This window comes from Candidatus Zixiibacteriota bacterium (assembly GCA_021159005.1).
GTDB lineage: Bacteria > Zixibacteria > MSB-5A5 > UBA10806 > 4484-95 > JAGGSN01.
This window is the reverse complement of sequence record JAGGSN010000007.1, coordinates 1-19,178: the sequence shown is the minus strand read 5'-3', so window position 1 is coordinate 19,178 and position 19,178 is coordinate 1. Positions and strand designations below refer to the sequence as shown.

Sequence of the window (19,178 nt, the reverse complement as noted above, 5' to 3'; positions counted from 1 at the left end):
GGTGGCAGCGGCGGCAATGGCCAGAGCACATCCGATAAGCAGGCTGGTTCTGGCAAGGATGATGATGCAGTCGATGCCGATTATGAGGTGGTTAACTAAAAATAATTGTAGTTGGTGTATCTACTCATGCTCCAATTGCATTAACAGACAAAGACCTCGTGGTGGCATCCATTGTCTATCGCGGGGTCTTTTGTGGATGTATACATTATCTATCAGTAGGTCGGGTTCCGACCGAAGGGAGAAACCCGACAATTTGGCTATGGATAATACAATTGATAGAATGTAATGATAGTTATTAGCATGTGATAATTTGAGATAAATTAAGGTAGGTGCTTTTAAACCCTTAGAGATTGATAAAAATCAATCTATTTGTATATTATACAGAAGATGTATAGAATAATTAACTACGGAAAAACAGGAATGGAGGTGAACATAATCGAATATGATTAAGAAGAAAAATCGGGTTCCGACCATATGGAGAAACCCATATAATTTATTTTACGATGATAGATGTATAATAATAATTTAAAATCGAAAGGAAATAATTTAATGAATTCTATAATTAGAAATAGTCTTATCATTTATACAACAGCATCTTTATCAGTATGTTCTATTTATATAAAAGAATCTAATGTTTTAAATAGTATTGATTGTTTAAAAACTTATTTATATGATGAACCTCATATAAAAGAAATAGCTCCAAATTTTCCTAATTATTTATTGGATGCCAAACCGTATATTACTATTTCAGGTTCTACTGCTAGCATTAATGTAGAAAATGATATTATATGATAATTCACTTAGAAAGAGAAACTTAAGGAAATTGACAACATACTATCACAAAAGAATAGGTTGATATTTTATGTAGAGAGGTTTGATATGTAACGAAACGTGTCGGGTTTCTCCCTCTCCGCCGCGGCGGAGAACCCGACCTACTATTGTCTGAAAATAAATAGGGCATCGCGCGTAGGGGCGTATTGCATACGCCCACTCTGGTTACCAAGCGGAGCTTGATAACCAGAGTTTTCAAGTGGTTGGTGTACGTCCCCGTGCACCAAAAATATGCGCAGACAATATGATTGACAGAATACCAAGATAAACGTAAATTGCTAACGATGAAAAACTACTACAAAATACTGGACATCTCTTACAACGCCAAACCGGCCGAAATTAAATCGTCCTACCGGCGGCTGGCTAAGAAATATCATCCTGATACAAGCGGCAAAATGCCCGATGATTTTATCACGATTACTGAGGCTTTTGATATCTTATATGATGCCGGAAAACGCCGATTATATAATAAAAAACTTGGCTTGAATACAAATGCCAGCACACCTTACCAAACAGACAGAATTAAACTCTATTCGGTAAAGAAAGATGTTTATGATGATTTGCTGGAGGTGTTCTCCGACCGTTTTAAAATGGGAAAGAAAAGGAAACTGATAATAGATTTATTTCTTAGTGATGACGAGTTTAAAAACGGAGCTCAAACAACGATCTCAATACCGCATGATAAAATCTGCCCGCGCTGTTTCGGTTTCGGCGGCACGATATTTTCAACCTGCCGCATCTGCGGCGGCATAGGTTTGGTCAGTGAGGATATTGTGTTCGATATTAAACTAACACCGCCGCTATCTGTTGATGCGGTGCATGAAGTTATAGATGGAGATTATACTCTGCGGTTCAGGCTTAAAAGAGGCAATATATGACCGATTATTATAAAACGCTGGGTGTGGCGGAAAACGCATCAGACAATGAGATAAAGAAAAATTACCGCCGGTTGGCAAAGAAATATCATCCCGATGCCAACCCTAACGACAAACAGGCTGAGGAAAAATTCAAGGAGATTTCCGAGGCTAATGATGTTTTATCCGACCCTAAGAAGAAACAGCAGTATGATGCGATGCGCAAGTATGGCGGCGGTTTCGGCAATGGTGGTTTCGGCAGAACATCAGGGACAGGCGGAGTTTCTTTCGAGGATATCATGTCGCAATTTGGCGGCGGCGCTCAGTTTTCCGGTGTCGGTTCATTTGCCGATATGTTCTCAAGCATATTCGGCAATCAACAGGCCGGCGGATTTGGCAGAGGATTCAAATCACAGCGGCGAAATGCCTCTCGAAAGGGGAAAGATATTCTGACCGACATAGAGATTTCGTTTGAGGATTCTGTTAATGGTGCGCAAAAGGGTATCAAATTAAATATCGAACAGGCTTGCGACCAATGCCATGGCAGCGGCGTAACTCCCGGCAGTAAAACCACGGTCTGCCCGGAATGCCATGGGCGCGGAACCGTTACTTTTTCGCAGGGGGCGTTTTCGGTATCTCGTCCCTGCCCGAGATGTTTGGGACGAGGGCAGATAACTGGCAATCCCTGCCGCAAATGTTCAGGTTCCGGCAAAATATTCGGCGAGAAATCTATTAAAGTCAATATCCCCAAAGGGATAGAATCGGGCAAGAAAATCCGCCTTAAGGGCTTGGGACAACCCGGCATTAATGGCGGCGCACCCGGCGATTTATACCTTAAAGTAAATGTCAGCGGGCATCAATTTTTCTGGCGCAAGGGTAAAGATATATACTGCCGCGTGCCGATAAACATTAAACAGGCTGTTCTCGGAGACAAGATAAAAGTCAGAACTATGACTAAAAAGGTTGAACTGAAAATCCCGCCGGGAACAACGCCGAATCAGCGTTTTCGGCTGAAGGGTATGGGGCTAACGGTCAATAACCAAAAAGGCGATCAATTTGTTGAAATTCAGGTGAAAATCCCCAAAAACCTGACAACGGAACAAAAAGAACTGTTTGAAAAATTTGCAGAAAAAGCGGAACTTTAATAGATACTAAAAATGAAACGAGCAATGAGAAAACAATTTATAATTGAAGACCTCGATGAAAGCCGTGATATTCAAAAAGCTTACGATAAGCAGGATTATTTCGATGCAGTAATGAAATGCCGTATCTATTTGGAATGCTGGCTGGTTGAATATATTTTTACGATATTATATCCCTTAGATGAGGAAGTAAACAAGGCTAATAAGCAAATCGTTTTAAAGCAATTCAATGACATGTTTTATCAAATACAGTGGCTTTATCGAGGGAGTCATATAAGTAAAAATGATTATAATAATCTAAGGAAAATACGGTCGCTATGCGATAAGATTTTCGCCGCCGGAGATGTTTTCAGGGTAGTAAACCCGACTCAGCTTAATCGGCTTATTTACTCTGCAGTTCATTATTGCAATAAATGTAAAAATAAAGCAATGAAGACGATTAGCAGAACAATTGCAAAGCAAAGTGCATGATATCCAATATTATGAAGTTCCGCTTGGCGGTCTGACAAGAAATAAAAGATTATGGAGGTATATATAAATGAAGTATGAAAAGTTGACGCAAAACTCACGCGAAGCGCTTGAATATGCCACTCAACTGGCGCAGTCGAGTTCTCATTCGCAAATTGAGGGTTTGCACCTGCTAAAAGGCTTATTGTCTCAATCGGAGGAGGGGATTACCGCCGACCTGCTTAAAACAGCCGGTGTTGACACTGCCAGCCTTTCCGATAAAATCGAAAATGACCTTCAGATGTTGCCTCGTCTTAGCGGACCATCGCAAATCTATATATCAAACGAACTTTCACAGGCGGTTAATACCGCTTTCGGCTATGCTGACCAATTTAAGGATGAATTCGTATCCACCGAACATCTGCTTTTGGGGCTTTTGGAATCGAAAAATGACAAAGCCGCAAAACTGCTTGTCGATGCCGGTTTAACAAAGGAGAAATTGCTTAAGTCCATGTCTGAAATCAGGGGCGCTCAGCGGGTTACCGATGACAAACCGGAAACTAAATATAAAGTATTGGAAAAATATTCCCGCGACTTAACTAAATTAGCCAAACAGGGCAAACTCGACCCGGTAATCGGACGGGATGATGAAATCCGCCGGGTAGTAGTAATTCTTTCCCGGCGAACGAAAAATAATCCGGTGCTGATTGGCGAGCCGGGGGTTGGCAAAACAGCCATCGTCGAGGGATTGGCATTGAAAATCGCCCAGAAAGAAGTTTCAAACTCGATTATCAGCAAGCGGATTGTAGCGCTCGATTTAGGCTCGCTTATCGCCGGCTCCAAATTCCGCGGTGAATTCGAGGAAAGGCTGAAAGCTATCCTTAGAGAGGTGGAAAATTCGCAAGGCGAAATTATTCTATTCATCGATGAACTTCACACGCTGGTAGGCGCCGGCGCAGTCGAGGGAGCGATGGATGCCTCCAACATGCTGAAACCAGCGCTGGCAAGAGGCGATTTGAGATGTGTAGGCGCCACTACGCTTGATGAGTACCGCAAGCATATCGAAAAAGACCCCGCGCTCGAAAGACGTTTTGCGCCGGTGCTTATCGAACAACCCTCAATCGAGGAAACTATTTCTATTTTGCGGGGATTAAAAAGCCGCTATGAGATACATCATGGGATAAAGATATCCGATGCGGCATTAACTGCCGCCGCCCGGCTTTCCGACCGCTATATCTCCGACCGTTTTCTGCCCGATAAGGCGATTGACCTAATTGATGAGGCAGCCGCCGAACTTCGTCTTGAAATAGACTCGATGCCGGCGGAAATCGATTCTGTCGGGAAAAGAATCAAACAACTCGAGGTCGAAAAAGAGGGCATGAAAAACGAACCCGATTTTGAAAAGCGAATCGCCCCAATACAAAACGAGCTTAATGATTTATATAAGCAAAGAGATGCCTTAACTACCCAATGGAGTAAAGAAAAAGATATAATCGAACAAATTAAACAGCTCAAAAAGAAAAAAGAGGAAACCGCCGTCCAAATCGAAAAAGCTATCCGGGATGCCGAATATGAAAAAGCCGCCCGGCTTCGCTATGGAATTACTAACGATACAGAAAAAGAGATGGAGAAATTATCTGCCGAACTGAAAAAAGCCCAGCAATCGGGCGGGATGATTTCAGAGGAGGTCAAAGCCCCGGATGTAGCGGCTATTGTATCCAACTGGACAGGCATACCGGTATCGGATTTGACCGAGGAAGAGGCTGAAAAGCTTCTGCATCTCGAGGACAGACTGCATCAGCGAGTAATCGGCCAAAATGAGGCGGTGAAAGCGACAGCTAATATTGTGCGTTCATCGAGGGCGGGCTTGACCGACCCAAACCGCCCGCTGGGGTCGTTTATATTCTTAGGCCCAACCGGTGTCGGCAAAACCGAACTCGCCCGAACATTAGCGGCGGCTTTATTCGGCTCGGATGAGGCGCTGATACGAATCGATATGTCTGAATATATGGAGAAGCATTCTGTCTCAAGGCTGATTGGCGCGCCCCCTGGTTATGTCGGCTATGATGAGGGCGGTCAGCTTACCGAAGCTGTGCGCCGTCATCCCTACAGCGTGGTTTTGTTCGATGAGATAGAAAAAGCTCATCCGGAGGCGCTCAATATCCTGCTTCAGATGCTTGATGATGGTCGTCTGACCGATAACCAGGGAAGAGCCGTTAGTTTCAAGAATGTAATTGTAATCATGACCTCGAATCTGGGCGCTGAATTTATCATGGAAAAATCTACTGAAATCGATGACCATAACCGAGAGGTTGTATTAAATGATATCAAGCAGAATGTTATGGGACTTCTCCGTCAAACTCTGAGGCCGGAATTGTTAAATCGCATCGATGAAACTGTCGTTTTTGCCGCCCTGACTAAGGCTGAAATTAAACAGATTACAAGAATAGAAATAGATAAAGTTAAAAAGAGGCTGATTGATAAGGATATTCAAATTGTTTATGACGATAAAGCCGTAGAATTTCTCGCCGAACTTGGCTACGAGCCGCAATTTGGCGCCAGGCCTTTAAAGCGAGCTGTTAAAAAGCATATATCTCAGCCGCTGGCGGAATTACTTCTAAAAGAGACTTTCCAAACCGGTGATACGATAAACATCAGCATTGCCAATAATGAAATAACTTTCAAAAAAATTAAACTAAAAGCTCGCAAGGAAGTATAAATTTTAGTGTTGAGTCGGTTTGCTAAAAGGAACCATTAACCGAGGCTTTTTACTGAAATTTAAAAATCGGCAGGCTGCAGTTTGCCAAAACAGCAATTTGTGTTGACTTAAAAACTAAAAAGATAATTTTAATAATACAATGGTGTTTCGCAAAATAAATAATTCCGAAGCAATAAACCGGTTATTTACGGCAATGCTAAAATTAAATCCCATTGTATGCTAACAGGATACGGAAACCACTTAAAGTAATGGATTAAAATGGAGTAACGGATGAAAGTTAATTATTTGCGGCTATCGATTTTACTGTTTTTTATTTTTTCTGTCAACGGATGTTCCAGTCAGGAATCCGTTGAGAAGAAGATTGTTGAGGATGAGGATACTTTGTTTGAGAATGCCGCCAAAGCTGAGATTGTTAAAAGATATGAGAAAGCCGCGGCGATATATCAGACAATATTGGAAAACTATCCCGACAGCGAAAAAAGAGACAAAGCATTATTTATGCTTGGCTTTTTAAAATCAGAGAATCTGGGACAGAAAGACGAGGCATTGACATATTTTACTCAGTTATTGAAAAAATATCCAAACTCTGATCTTGCCGATGATGCGGAATTCATGATTGGGGCGATAAAGGAGGGCAAGGATGCCTTATCTACGTTTGAGGAGAAAGGGTTATAACACTATCAAGCCTTGTGTTTTAAGGCAATGCTTTATTGATAGGATAATATATAGCTACCGCCGCGCGTAGGGGAGTATTGCAATACGCTTCTACGCATTGCGTTTATAAGATACAGAAATGACACGGTTATGGTATTTATAGATAATCAGGGCTAACCAAAAGTCACTTGTTGTATTACCTCAAAATGCCGTCAATTAACGGTCGCCTCTGCCGATATTTAAAAAGTTGATAAAATGCTTGACATTATAAATAAAGGATTTAAATTAAAAAGCTTATTGATAAATGGGTTATGCCTGTTTGTTCGATTTGAAAATAATAGTTTTGAATAAGGAGAATTAATGAAAACCTTTGTACCTCGGCCAGCAGAACACAAGCGTAAATGGTATTTAGTGGATGCCAACGACAAAGTTCTGGGTCGGATGGCAACCGAAATCGCTACAAGGATCAGAGGAAAAGATAGCCCCTTGTTTACTCCATATTTTGACATGGGAGCATCAATAGTGGTTGTTAATGCCGAGAAAGTTAAAGTAACCGGTAAGAAATCCTTACTGAAGCATTACTATTGGCATACTGGCTATCCGGGCGGTTTGAAATCTATTTCTTTCGAGAAGCTAATTGCGAAACATCCGGAACGGATTATTGAAAAAGCCGTAAAAGGCATGCTTCCGAAAAATCGTTTGGGCAGAAAGCTAAATAAAAGACTTTTTGTCTATGCAGGTCCTGATCATCCGCATCAGGCGCAAAAACTTGAACCACTTGATATCTAAGCTTACGGAGGAATTTTGGCAACAGATTATTTCAGAGGGTTGGGAACCCGTAAAAAAGCTATAGCGCAGGTTAGGTTAAAACAGGGCGCTGGTAAAAACTATGTAAACGGTCGCGATATGCTCAAATATCTTTGCCGTCAAAATCTGGTAACGCACGCCTTAGCGCCTCTTGAGGAAGTTAAGCTGATGGGCAAAGTTGACATTATTGCCAAGGTTACTGGCGGTGGGCTTTCCGGTCAGGCTGGCGCTTTGCGTATGGGGATTTCCAGAGCATTGGTGAATATGGATTCTCAATATAGGCCGGCGCTGAAGAAATGCGGCTTTTTGACGCGCGATGCGCGAATGGTTGAACGTAAGAAATATGGCTTAGTTAAAGCCCGTAAGCGTTTCCAATTCTCGAAACGTTAAACCGAAAGAAAATAAACACACCGGCGGACTAATGGCGGGGTCCCCTTATGGGGCCGCCTTGGAATGATGCCGGTGAAGGAAAAAACCAAACCATCCGATTAAGGAGTATTTTTCATGCCCAAACTTGATATTAAAAACCTGCTTGAAGCAGGCGTTCATTTCGGACATCAAACAAAACGTTGGAACCCAAAAATGAAGAAATTCATCTTTACGGCTCGCAACGGCATCTATATTATTGATTTGAAAAAAACACTGTTGTCTATTCAGCGCGCTTCCGCCAAGATTCAGCAAATCTCAGCTGATGGCGATAAAATCCTGTTTGTTGGCACTAAAAAGCAGGCTAAATTAGTTGTGAAAGATGAATCTAAAAGATGCGGTCAGTTTTATGTCAATGAACGCTGGCTCGGCGGCACTATGACAAATTTCCAGACAATCAAGGGCAATATTAAAAAGCTTAAACAGATTGAGAAAATGAAAGAAGAGGGGCATTTTGATAATATCACCAAAAAAGAAAGCATGAAGCTTGAGAAAGAAAGAATCCGCCTTGAAAAGTTTTTAAGCGGAATTAAAGAAATGGTAAAACTTCCCGCCGCGCTTGTTGTTGTGGATGCCAAGAAAGAGAGAATCGCTGTAGCTGAGGCTAATATATTAAAAATTCCGGTAATCGCCATTCTCGATACAAATACAGATCCCGATCCAATTGATTATCCAATAGCCGCCAATGATGACGCCATCAAATCAATCAGTGTTATTGTCAGAGCTTTGGCGGATGCTATAATTGCCGGCAAAAACATAGTCGAGGAAGATGAAATGGCGGTTGAGAAAGAAGAGAAAACAAAGACTGTTGATACAGAAATAGATAAGGAAAAGGAAAAATAAATGGAAATCACTGCTGCGATGGTTAAACAACTTCGTGAAAAAACCGGCGTTGGCCTGATGGATTGCAAAAAAGCTCTTAAGGAATCGGACGGTGATATCGAGAAAGCTATCAAAACGCTGCGAGAACAGGGATTAGCTAAGGCGGCTAAAAAATCAACCCGAGCTGCTAATGAGGGTTCAATCACTTCTTATATACATCCCGGCAGCAAACTCGGTGTCTTGCTTGAAGTAAATTGCGAAACCGATTTTGTAGCCCGCACCGATGATTTTATTAATCTCTGCAAGGATATTGCTATGCAATGCGCCGCGGCTAATCCGCTTGTCGTCAAAAGAGAAGAATTGAGCCAAGAGATGGTTGAAAAGGAAAAAGAAATCTACAAAACTCAGGCTTTAAATGAAGGCAAGCCGGAAAAAATTGTCGATAAAATCATCACCGGCAAAATCGAAAAATACTTCAGTGAAGTAACGTTGCTCGAACAGTCGTTTGTTAAGGATCAGGATAAAACCATACAGGACGTTATTAATGAAGCTATTGCCAAACTTGGCGAGAATATCCAAATTAAGAGATTTGCAAGATTCCGTTTAGGGGAATAGTATGTCTGCCAGCGGAAATATCGGATCGGACTCTTTGTCGGCCAAGCCGCTAAAATATAAAAGGATATTGCTGAAACTTTCCGGCGAGATCTTGGTAGGCGACCGCGATTCCGGCCTTGATGAGCGCATGATTGCCCATGTTTGCAATGAAGTGGTTCAGGTAAAGAATCTCGGTATCGAGACAGCGCTTGTTATTGGAGGCGGAAACATATTCCGCGGTCTTACTGCCGCCGCTAAGGGCATGGATAGAGTCAGCGCCGATTATATGGGTATGCTGGCAACTGTTATAAACGCCTTAGCGCTTCAAGACCAACTTGAGAAAATGGGAATTATTACGCGGGTCATGTCGGCCATCAAAATGAATGAAGTATGCGAACCGTTCATTAGAAAGCGAGCTGTCCGTCACCTTGAAAAGGGGCGAATAGTGATATTTGCCGGCGGTACCGGCAATCCATATTTCACTACCGATACTGCCGCCGCTTTGCGAGCCGCAGAAATCGGCGCCGAAGTGCTTATTAAGGGCACTAAGGTTGATGGTGTCTATGATTCCGACCCTGTTAAGAATCCCGAAGCAGTAATATATGACAAGTTGACTCATTCGGATATCATAAAAGATAATTTGCGGGTTATGGATGCTGCCGCAGCTTCAGTCTGTCGCGAAAATAATATCCCGATTGTTGTTTTTAATTTATACAAGAATGGCAATTTAAAAAAAATAGTAATTGGCGAAAATGTTGGCACCATCGTAAGTTGAGGTATGCTATGTTGAAAAAACTGTACAAAGACACAGAAGAAAGAATGAAAAAAGCTATGGAGGCATTAAGCCGGGAAATGGCTTATGTAAGAACAGGAAAAGCTACTCCAAAAATTTTAGATGGAATTAAAGTTGATTATTATGGAACTCCTACGCCGTTAATCCAGCTGGCTTCAATAAGTGCTCCCGATCCTAAAATGCTGGTTGTTCAGCCTTGGGAAAAGACAATTATACCAGAGGTGATTAAAGCACTTCAAAAAGCAGATTTGGGGCTTAATCCAATCGCCGAGCCAAATATTATTCGTCTGCCGGTGCCGCCATTAAATGAAGAGAGACGTATGGAAATGGTGAAGCTGGTCAAGAAACTTGGTGAGGATGGCAAGATCGCTATAAGGAACATTCGCCGCGATTCTAACGATAAATTAAAGAAGGCGGAAAAGAACTCGGAAATCACTGAGGATGACCTTGAATTAGGTCAGAAACAGGTGCAGGAATATACCAACAAGAGTATTGAAAAAATTTCCGAAATGGTGAAACTGAAAGAACAGGAGGTAATAGAGATATAGCAATGTCCCCCATTGAAGCTCAAAAAGAGCAGATTCTTGCCAAGGACAATCTTCCGGAACATGTTGCCATTATCATGGATGGCAATGGAAGATGGGCTAGGTCGAGAGGTCTGCCGCGTACTGTCGGGCACAAGAATGGCGTGAAGACGGTCAAGAAAATTGTTCGGGCTGCCGGCGATATTGGCTTATCCTATCTGACTCTATTTACATTCTCAACCGAAAACTGGAAGCGTCCCAAGAGCGAAGTTTCTGCTATTATGAACCTCCTTTATGAGACCACTCGCCGCGAACTAAACGAGCTTTTGGAAAAGAATGTCCGCTTGATAACAACCGGCGATATTGAAGAGTTGTCAAAAAGCCGCCGGGATATTTTAAAGGATGCTATGGAGCGAACCTCAAATAATACCGGTTTGACCCTGAATCTGGCGCTAAATTATTCGGGACGTCATGAAATTATTCTGGCGGTTAAAAAAATCGCCAACGATGCCGCTGACGGCAAGCTTAAAAGCGATAATATAGATGAAAAACTGTTCGCCAAGTATCTGCAAACAAACGGTATTCCCGACCCGGATTTGCTCATAAGAACATCCGGGGAAAGACGATTATCCAATTTCCTATTGTGGCAGACGTCATATACTGAAATGTATATTACTGATGTTTTATGGCCTGATTTCAATGAGAATGATTTTTATCGAGCTATTATCGATTTTCAGGAACGCGAACGTAGGTTTGGCCGCATTAAACAAACTCAGGAGTCCAAAGGGTAATCATCTTGAGCAGAAACCTTGCGCTCAGATTATTAGTTGCCGCCATAGGTATCCCAGCATTAATTGCTATATGTTATTATAATGGTATTTTCCTGTTAGGGTTTACAATATTATTAGTTGGACTCGGCAGTATCGAACTGTCATCGATGCTGAGAAAAAGGGGATACTATGTAAATAATATTTTAGATGTTTTACTTCCTATCCTATGTATTTTAGCCGCTTATTATAATTACCAGCTCATTAATGTACTGCTTATATCATTTCTGTTAATATCGCTGGTGATTGTTAAGCATTATTTCGGCAAAGGCGATTCCGACCTGACAGCTTTCTTGGGAGATTTATCAGCCAACATGCTGCCGGTTTTATATATCGGTTTTCTGTCGTCTTTTATAATCTATCTTGGCAAACTGCCGGAAACAGACGGTTTGCTTTTAATATTTATATTCCTGATAGTATGGGCGACTGATACCGCTGCCTATTTTGGCGGCAAAACATTCGGCAAACATAAGTTGACCGAGCGGCTTTCCCCAAAAAAGACATGGGAGGGTTTCTATAGCGGCTTTATCGGAGCAATAATTGCGGCAGTAGTCAGTATGCTGGTTTTTCTGCCGATTAGCTGGATACAGGCGATTGTTATATCGATTGTCGCTTGCTTTTTCGGTCAGTTAGGCGACCTTATAGAATCAGGCTTGAAACGTCACTGCCGGATAAAAGATTCATCGGCGATATTGCCCGGTCATGGCGGGATTTTAGACAGGTTCGATTCATTCTTTTTCGCTGCGCCGGCTGTATATTTGATAATGAGTATTTGGAAATGATAATTGGCAGATTGCGCTTCGCTGCGACCTGCCTAAACAATAATATCTGCTGCAACGCTAATTAAGGGCGTATGCAATACGCCCCTGCGGTTAAAGTAGGTCGGGTTTTGACCAGAGGGAGAACCCCGACAAATAACTTGTAAACTAAAACGGCAGACAAGCTAAATGAAAACAATCGACATATACGACCACCTATTTATACTTCGCCCGATGCTTCACCTGCCGGTGTGGACAATCATGATACTGGGGTATTATCGAAGCCAGCCAGCCGATTCGAGTTGGTATATTCTGCCGGTATCGCTTCTGCTTGGCACAGGCATATTTGGCGCAGTATTTCTTACCAACCAAATCTATGACATCGAATCCGACCGATTAAACAACAAACTATTCTTTCTACCAAGAGGCATTGTTAAACTAAGCGTTGCCTGGCTGATGACAATACTACTGAATTTTGTTTCATTGATTGCGGCTTTCAGCATTTCATTTTCCGTGGGATTGGCTTCATTATTAGTAATCATTCTGGGCATACTATACTCGGTTCCGCCGATTGCCTTAAAAAACAAAGACTGGCTGGCAGCTTTTGCCAATGGTCTTGGTCATGGCACATTAGTGTTTGTAATCGGTTATTGTGCCGGCGGCGGTTCGTTCATCGGCGGGATAGTTAAATCGATACCATATTTCATGGCGGTGGCCGCAGTGTATATCGGCACAACTCTACCTGATATAGAAGGCGACCAAGAGACGGGCAAATTAACTATCGGTGTGGTTTTCGGTGTGCAAAAGACGGTGTATATAATCTTATTATATTACATAGCCGCGATAATCTTTGGCTATTTGACTAATGATACTCCATTTTTATTAGCCTCGCTTTTTGCTGCGCCGTTTTATATCTGGTTAGTTATTTCGAAAACTATCAAAGCAGCGGTATTGGCAATCAAGATATCTATACTGTCATTAACATTTGCGGCAGGATATTATTATCCGGGCTATATTGTTTTCCTTATCGGTTTGATAATTGCCACCCGGTTTTATTATAAACGCCGCTTTAATATGACATATCCATCGATAAAATAATTTTGTTCTATGACGATAAGTATTATATGTCGAGATGCTGTCTTATATTACTGGTACTATCGCTGATTATCAACTGCGGGTCGAAACCGTATTACCATCCCATAAAAAGCAGATTCTCCGATTCGGATAAAAATAAGCTGAAATATGTTTCCAAAGGTTATCTTGGTGTTCCTTATAGATACGGCGGCACTGGCAAGCATGGATTCGATTGTTCGGGGTTTGTATATCGCGTTTATAGTGATGCTTTAAACCGAAAGCTTCCCCGAACTACAAAAGGGTTGTTTAAGGCAAGCTATGATATTTCTGTCTCGCAGGCTCAAACCGGTGATTTAGTCTTCTTTAGAATAAAGAGCGGCAAGCTTGACCATGTGGGGATGATGCTTAATAAGAGCGGCTTTATCCATACCTCCAAATCAAGGGGCGTTGTAGTATCGTATTTGGGGGAGGATTATTACTGGAAGCGGTTTGCCGGCATCCGAAGGCTGAGGTAAGCTGTCAAATCAGCCATGATTGGCGCGCGGGGACGTTCGCCAACCACAAGTAACAATAGGTTGGTTCTCCGCCTAAGTCGGACCGCGGCGGGAGAGAAACCCGACGCACTTACTGCATGCTGTCCCCATAAAACTCAACTAGCCAGATATCGCCATACGGCACGTCGCCATACGGCACGTCGTTTTTTGTGTGTAAATCGCCTGACCTCAGAAACAAGAGATGCTTGCTGTCTGATGAAAAACTTGCTTCATAATCAAATTGATTCGATTCATCTTTGCCTTTGGGTATTTCATAAAACCGTCCCGAATATAAATCCATTATAATCAACCGGCTAAGGTTTTTGCCATAGAGAAATGCCAGATAATGTTCATCATCCGAAACTGTCTGAAGAAAAGCCGGCCTTGAACCGTAAGATATCTGAGCAAGCGAATCGTCCATTAATTTGTAGATATTCAAATGTCTTTTATCTGACTTGCTTTGAGTGCAGAAATAAATTGCCTTCGATTTCTTGTAAGCAATCAGGGGCCATTCGGTTGTCATCGAGGGCAAGGGTATTTCCGAAATTATATCTGGCTTAGGTTTTTCGGGAAGGCTATCATGGAAATACATTTTATCATTTTGATAATCTATCGAAAAATATTCATCCTGAGCATATTGCCTCATATTCGATGTGTCATCGGATGAGGGCGACAAGAGACGGGTGAAATATATGCGTTTGCCATCCCGGCTGAAAAATGGAGACATATCTGATTTTTGGTCGGTTAGCTGTTTAACTATGGCAATTTCGGCAATATTCTTAAAGGTTATCGCCATTCTATCGGGCAGTTCGGGATGCTCTTTAGATTCGGGTTTCTGCTCTTGTGATGAGCAAGCCATGGCAATAATGATGGGCGCGAGTATCATCGAGAGCAATTTCATAATCATATATTACAACTATCGCAATATGCAGTCAATGTAAAATAGTGAGTGAGTTTCCCTGATAATTTTACATTACACTAAAAAACTAATAAAAAAAGCTCCCATAATAATAATCGTAAAAACTGATTGACTTTTCAATTGCATGTCATAAAATACAGCCTATGATCGATTTCTTTTCAACCCTCAAGGATTATAAAAAGCAGGTGGATGAGTATATATTCGCCCGCTTGCCGAATTCTCATTTGGTTCCGGAGATAAACAACCTGTTTGAGATGATGATAGACTATCCCAAACGCGGCGGCAAAGGTTTGCGGCCCTCCATACTTTTAATATTCTGCCGTGCTTTTGGCGGCGAAATAAAATCGGCAATTAATACCGCCGCTGCCCTCGAGCTTTTCCAAAACTGGATTGTTATCCATGATGATATTGAAGATTGTTCCGAGATGCGGCGCGGCAAACCGGCCTTGCATATAAAATACGGCGTGCCGCTGGCATTAAATGCCGGAGATGCACTGGCAGGCAAGATGTGGGAATTTCTCAAAAACAACCGCCGGATTCTTGGCCCGGAACTTACTCTCGATGTGGTCGAGCATTTTCTGGAAATGTATCATATGACTACTGTCGGCCAGCATATTGAGCTTTCCTGGGTGCAGAATAAACAATGGGATTTAACCGGCGATGATTACTTTAATATGTGCCGTCATAAAACATCATGGTATACTTGCGCCACACCCTCATGGCTCGGCGCTATGATTGCCGGCGCTGATGTGAAATTCAAAGATATTATCTTCGATTTCGGACTGGATCTCGGCATCGCTTTTCAAATTCAGGATGATGTGCTTAACTTAGCCGGGGATGAGAAGGTTTATGGCAAAGAAATCAGCGGCGATTTATGGGAAGGCAAAAGAACTCTTATAGCTATCAATCTTATGGATAAAGCCAGTCCTGATGAAAAAATATATCTGAAAAAGATATTCGATATGCCTCGTCATCAGAAAAAATCCGAAGACATCGATAATATCATGGGATTGATTAATAAATATGATTGCATACAAAGCGCTATGGCTTCCTCAATCGAACTGGCGACTATGGCTAAAATGAAATTTGCTAAACTCAATGGTTATATAAATAATGGCCAAAATAAGCTAATTCTGGAAATGATAGATTTTATGATTAACCGCAAATTCTAAAATGCTGGTTTGTATAATATCAACAACGATTCCATATTAGCAGACCACTTGCGATATATTTAGTATTTCGGATATAGTATTTGAACTAAAAGATATGGATTCTAATATATGAAATATAAGCGCATAGGGACGTATTGGATACGCCCTCTTTTATTTTATATGGGAATATAAGCTTCTAATGAATAAAAAATACTTCACCGATAACGCTTCAAAAAAGATATTCATCCATCGCATGTTTGATGATATCAGCATCAGGTATGATTTCCTAAACCGGGTAATATCATTCGGCAGCGATGGCTATCTAAGGAAGAAAACCATAGCTCCTCATATAAACGACAAAACCGTTTTGGATATCTGTTCGGGTACCGGCGATTTATCGCGGATGCTTCTCAAACAGCCCGATTTTAACGGTGTTGTTATCCTTGGCGATTTCTCGAAAGGAATGATTCGATTAGCCAGTCAGAAATTTGCCGCTAATGATAATGTCTTTTATGTTCTCTGTGATGCCGAAGACCTGCCGTTTAAAGGCTCTTCATTTGACGGCATCATCAATGGCTATGCGCTGCGCAATTTGACCGACATTGAAGCGTTCGGTGCGGAGATTCATCGAACGCTAATGCCAAGCGGCAAGTCATCGATAATAGATTTTGCGCATCCGCCCGGCAAACTGTTTGCCTGGTTGTTTCATCTGTATTTCTATAAGATTTTGCCATTGCTTTCGAGATTATTTACCAAGAAGAATTATGCCTATCGATATTTACCGGATTCCCTGAAAGCTTTCCTGAAGCAGGATGAGATCTTAAAGACACTGAAGCAGGATAGGTTATCCGGTCATTATGAAAACATTCTCAAAGGAGCAGTGGCGATTTACAGGTTGAGGAAATAGCCGTATCGCCCTCAGGATGTCGTTCGTCTGGGGCGGACTCCATCCTGAAGAATAGCATATGAAATATGTTAACGCGTAGGGGCGTATTGCATACGCCCTCTTTTGCTGCCTAATAATGCCAAACAGTTATGTGGGCGGCATCCGCCTAAGGCGGACTCGTCTGCTCCAGACTCAGGGTTCCTGATGCGGGTAATGGCAAACAATAACTTGACCTTTGCCAGCCAATTCGATATAGTTATCGAGTCGATTAAAGTGGTTGGTGTACGTCCTCGTGCACCAACTGGCGATGATATAGAATGCCCCCATAGCTCAGTAGGATAGAGCATCGGTTTCCTAAACCGGGTGTCGCAGGTTCGAATCCTGCTGGGGGTAAAGTTATCTGTTTGACTCCACATTCTTGGTTTAGTATAATAAAAATTAGAAAAAAGCTAATATGAAGAAAAAGAAAATAATAAAAATAATTGGCTGGGTACTATTGATTATTCTAATTGCAGCTTTTTTGATGTTTGTTCCTATGCTGTTTTGGATTGATGAATATAAATCAACCGGTGAATGACCAGAAGATAGAATATATAGAGATATATTATTCTTGCTTAGTTACTCGGTAATATCTTTGTTGGTTTATATCTTTAGTCGGCATCGGAAAAATAAAAGAGAAAAGAAAAAGGTTTCAAATAAGTCTCAGTAAATTTTTTCATATTAAAAAAATATATATAGTGCGAAGTTTTATTAAAGATTTAATAAGAAGGTTATAGTTCGCAATTCATACAGAAAGGGGAAGATGAATTGCAAATGTCGTCAGTCCGCAGCGGCGGACTAACGACGCGAGCAAGCATGATATCGAAACTATCCGCGGAGGTAACATGAGTAATCCCGGAAAATTGGAGAACAGGTATTTAGCGCGAAGGCAGGAACCCTTTCCTGCCTTCTGTTATGTGTATACCAATGTCGTCAGGAAATCCGCCTTAGGAGGACTGACGCTGCGGGCAATTCCCAATTATAAGACTGCTTGACTTTCTAATCGGTTTGGCTAAATTAATAATTCATATATGACAGACTCAAGCAAACTTCCCAACCGCTCAATGTATCATTTCCTGATGGCGCTTACTATTAGCTCATCGTTGGGTTTACAGGCTTGGCGTACCTTGTTTGATAATTTCGCGGTTAAGGTTGTCGGTTTGGATGGCAGCCATATCGGCGTTATTCAATCGATACGTGAAATCCCCGGGTTCTTAGCTTTGCTGGTGATTTTTGTTATGCTTTTATTAAATGAGCATCGCATTTCGTCATTATCAATTATAACCTTAGGTATAGGTGTTGGCATAACCGGCCTTTTCCCATCCTATCTTGGCCTAATCGGCACTACGATTATAATGAGCTTGGGTTTTCATTATTATGAGACGACTTTTCAATCCTTAACCTTGCAATACTTTGATAAAAAAACATCGCCCTTGATTTTTGGCCGGATGCGCAGTGTTGGGGCGGCATCCAATATCGCGGTTGGAAGTTTAATATTCCTGCTGGTATCATATCTAACATTTGCACAGCTGTATCTTGCTATTGGTGTTTTGATACTAATCATCGGCATGTGGAGTTTCAATCAAAACCCGGTCAGTCCCAATATTGTTACTCAGCGTAAACGGATGATTCTTCGCAAACGCTACTGGCTTTATTATTTTCTAACATTTATGGCGGGTGCGCGAAGGCAGATATTTGTTGCATTCGCTTTGTTTCTGCTTGTCAAAAAGTTTGAGTTTAACGTGCAGGAAATTACTATCCTGTTTATAATTAACAATGCGATAAACTATTTCCTCAGTCCGCTGATTGGCAAAGCGGTGGTGCGTTTTGGCGAGCGAAAGGTTCTCTCTGTCGAATACTTCTCGCTGATTTTTGTCTTTTTAGCTTATGCCGTTGTGGAAACTAAGCTATTAGTTGCCCTGTTATATATCATCGATCATATCCTATTCAATTTTGCCATGGCGATTCGCACATTCTTCCAGAAGATTGGCGATCCCCGCGATATTGCTCCGAGTATGGCGGTCGGTTTTACTATCAATCATACAGGCGCGGTGATATTCCCGGTTATGGGCGGGCTTCTATGGATGATAGACTATCGCATTCCATTTGTGGTAGGCTCGGTTCTCAGTGTGATTTCGCTTAGCGCTGTTCAGCTTATAACCGGACAGGTTAAGCGCGCGGATAGGCGAGGAGATTGACGATAGGCAGCTATAAGTTTGCAGTTTATAGGTCAATCCGGATTAGGCGGATTGACTATTCATACGCCGAACTTGTTAATTTCAACTATGTCTAATTTGAGAAATTATTGTTGCGAAGGCAGGAACCCTTTCCTGCCTTCTGATAAAGGTATCGCCCTCAGGATGTCGTCCGCCGCGGCG

20 protein-coding genes and 1 tRNA gene are annotated in these 19,178 nt (G+C 41.9%); 20 read left to right on the top strand and 1 reads right to left on the bottom strand.

Annotation, left to right across the window (positions count from 1 at the left end; all coding sequences use genetic code 11):
* The first annotated feature begins 510 nt into the window (after positions 1–510).
* The 16 genes from J7K40_00525 (at position 511) to J7K40_00450 (ending at position 13,787) form a co-directional block, all read left to right on the top strand.
* Positions 511–792, top strand: coding sequence for a hypothetical protein (locus J7K40_00525; GenBank protein MCD6160882.1), 282 nt, complete (start codon positions 511–513; stop codon positions 790–792).
* Between the two features lie 323 nt (positions 793–1,115).
* Complete coding sequence (locus tag J7K40_00520; GenBank protein ID MCD6160881.1) at positions 1,116–1,709, top strand: DnaJ domain-containing protein; 594 nt, start codon at positions 1,116–1,118, stop codon at positions 1,707–1,709.
* The gene (gene dnaJ, locus J7K40_00515; GenBank protein MCD6160880.1) at positions 1,706–2,830 is read left to right on the top strand and encodes a molecular chaperone DnaJ; all 1,125 of its coding nucleotides are present in this window, start codon (positions 1,706–1,708) and stop codon (positions 2,828–2,830) included. The genes J7K40_00520 and dnaJ overlap by 4 nt, the downstream gene beginning before the upstream one ends.
* Before the next feature lie 12 nt (positions 2,831–2,842).
* On the top strand, positions 2,843–3,298 hold the full coding sequence (locus J7K40_00510; GenBank protein ID MCD6160879.1) for a hypothetical protein: 456 nt from the start codon (positions 2,843–2,845) through the stop codon (positions 3,296–3,298).
* A 67-nt stretch (positions 3,299–3,365) separates the two neighbouring features.
* A complete protein-coding gene (locus tag J7K40_00505) occupies positions 3,366–5,993 on the top strand; it encodes an AAA family ATPase (protein MCD6160878.1) in 2,628 nt (875 codons plus the stop codon).
* 270 nt (positions 5,994–6,263) lie between these two features.
* A complete protein-coding gene (locus tag J7K40_00500) occupies positions 6,264–6,668 on the top strand; it encodes a tetratricopeptide repeat protein (protein ID MCD6160877.1) in 405 nt (134 codons plus the stop codon).
* A 339-nt stretch (positions 6,669–7,007) separates the two neighbouring features.
* Positions 7,008–7,436, top strand: a complete 429-nt coding sequence (rplM, locus tag J7K40_00495; GenBank protein ID MCD6160876.1) for a 50S ribosomal protein L13 — start codon at positions 7,008–7,010, stop codon at positions 7,434–7,436.
* Between the two features lie 15 nt (positions 7,437–7,451).
* On the top strand, positions 7,452–7,844 hold the full coding sequence (gene rpsI, locus J7K40_00490) for a 30S ribosomal protein S9 (protein ID MCD6160875.1): 393 nt from the start codon (positions 7,452–7,454) through the stop codon (positions 7,842–7,844).
* 114 nt (positions 7,845–7,958) lie between these two features.
* Entirely contained in the window at positions 7,959–8,723 is a 765-nt protein-coding gene (rpsB, locus tag J7K40_00485) for a 30S ribosomal protein S2 (protein ID MCD6160874.1), read from the top strand.
* On the top strand, positions 8,724–9,317 hold the full coding sequence (tsf, locus tag J7K40_00480; GenBank protein ID MCD6160873.1) for a translation elongation factor Ts: 594 nt from the start codon (positions 8,724–8,726) through the stop codon (positions 9,315–9,317).
* A gap of 1 nt (position 9,318) precedes the next feature.
* Positions 9,319–10,071: a UMP kinase gene (locus J7K40_00475; GenBank protein MCD6160872.1), complete on the top strand. Its 753-nt coding sequence runs from the start codon at positions 9,319–9,321 to the stop codon at positions 10,069–10,071.
* An 8-nt stretch (positions 10,072–10,079) separates the two neighbouring features.
* On the top strand, positions 10,080–10,637 hold the full coding sequence (gene frr, locus J7K40_00470) for a ribosome recycling factor (GenBank protein ID MCD6160871.1): 558 nt from the start codon (positions 10,080–10,082) through the stop codon (positions 10,635–10,637).
* 2 nt (positions 10,638–10,639) lie between these two features.
* Positions 10,640–11,404 carry an isoprenyl transferase gene (locus tag J7K40_00465; protein ID MCD6160870.1) on the top strand — a complete coding sequence of 255 codons (765 nt, stop codon included), beginning with the start codon at positions 10,640–10,642 and terminating at the stop codon, positions 11,402–11,404.
* Between the two features lie 5 nt (positions 11,405–11,409).
* Entirely contained in the window at positions 11,410–12,222 is an 813-nt protein-coding gene (locus J7K40_00460) for a phosphatidate cytidylyltransferase (GenBank protein MCD6160869.1), read from the top strand.
* 165 nt (positions 12,223–12,387) lie between these two features.
* Positions 12,388–13,296, top strand: a complete 909-nt coding sequence (locus tag J7K40_00455; GenBank protein ID MCD6160868.1) for a UbiA family prenyltransferase — start codon at positions 12,388–12,390, stop codon at positions 13,294–13,296.
* A 26-nt stretch (positions 13,297–13,322) separates the two neighbouring features.
* Entirely contained in the window at positions 13,323–13,787 is a 465-nt protein-coding gene (locus J7K40_00450) for a C40 family peptidase (protein MCD6160867.1), read from the top strand.
* Positions 13,788–13,896: 109 nt separating this feature from the next.
* Here the strand turns inward: J7K40_00450 and J7K40_00445 are convergent, their stop codons facing one another.
* A complete protein-coding gene (locus J7K40_00445; protein ID MCD6160866.1) occupies positions 13,897–14,706 on the bottom strand; it encodes a PD40 domain-containing protein in 810 nt (269 codons plus the stop codon).
* Positions 14,707–14,867: 161 nt separating this feature from the next.
* Between J7K40_00445 and J7K40_00440 the strand changes: the two genes are divergently transcribed.
* The 4 genes from J7K40_00440 to J7K40_00425 all read left to right on the top strand — a co-directional run bounded on the left by J7K40_00440 (position 14,868) and on the right by J7K40_00425 (position 18,998).
* Positions 14,868–15,896 carry a polyprenyl synthetase family protein gene (locus J7K40_00440; GenBank protein MCD6160865.1) on the top strand — a complete coding sequence of 343 codons (1,029 nt, stop codon included), beginning with the start codon at positions 14,868–14,870 and terminating at the stop codon, positions 15,894–15,896.
* 178 nt (positions 15,897–16,074) lie between these two features.
* Positions 16,075–16,782: a ubiquinone/menaquinone biosynthesis methyltransferase gene (locus J7K40_00435; protein ID MCD6160864.1), complete on the top strand. Its 708-nt coding sequence runs from the start codon at positions 16,075–16,077 to the stop codon at positions 16,780–16,782.
* 298 nt (positions 16,783–17,080) lie between these two features.
* Positions 17,081–17,154: transfer RNA gene (locus tag J7K40_00430), tRNA-Arg, on the top strand.
* A gap of 677 nt (positions 17,155–17,831) precedes the next feature.
* Complete coding sequence (locus J7K40_00425) at positions 17,832–18,998, top strand: MFS transporter (GenBank protein MCD6160863.1); 1,167 nt, start codon at positions 17,832–17,834, stop codon at positions 18,996–18,998.
* Positions 18,999–19,178 lie beyond the last annotated feature (180 nt).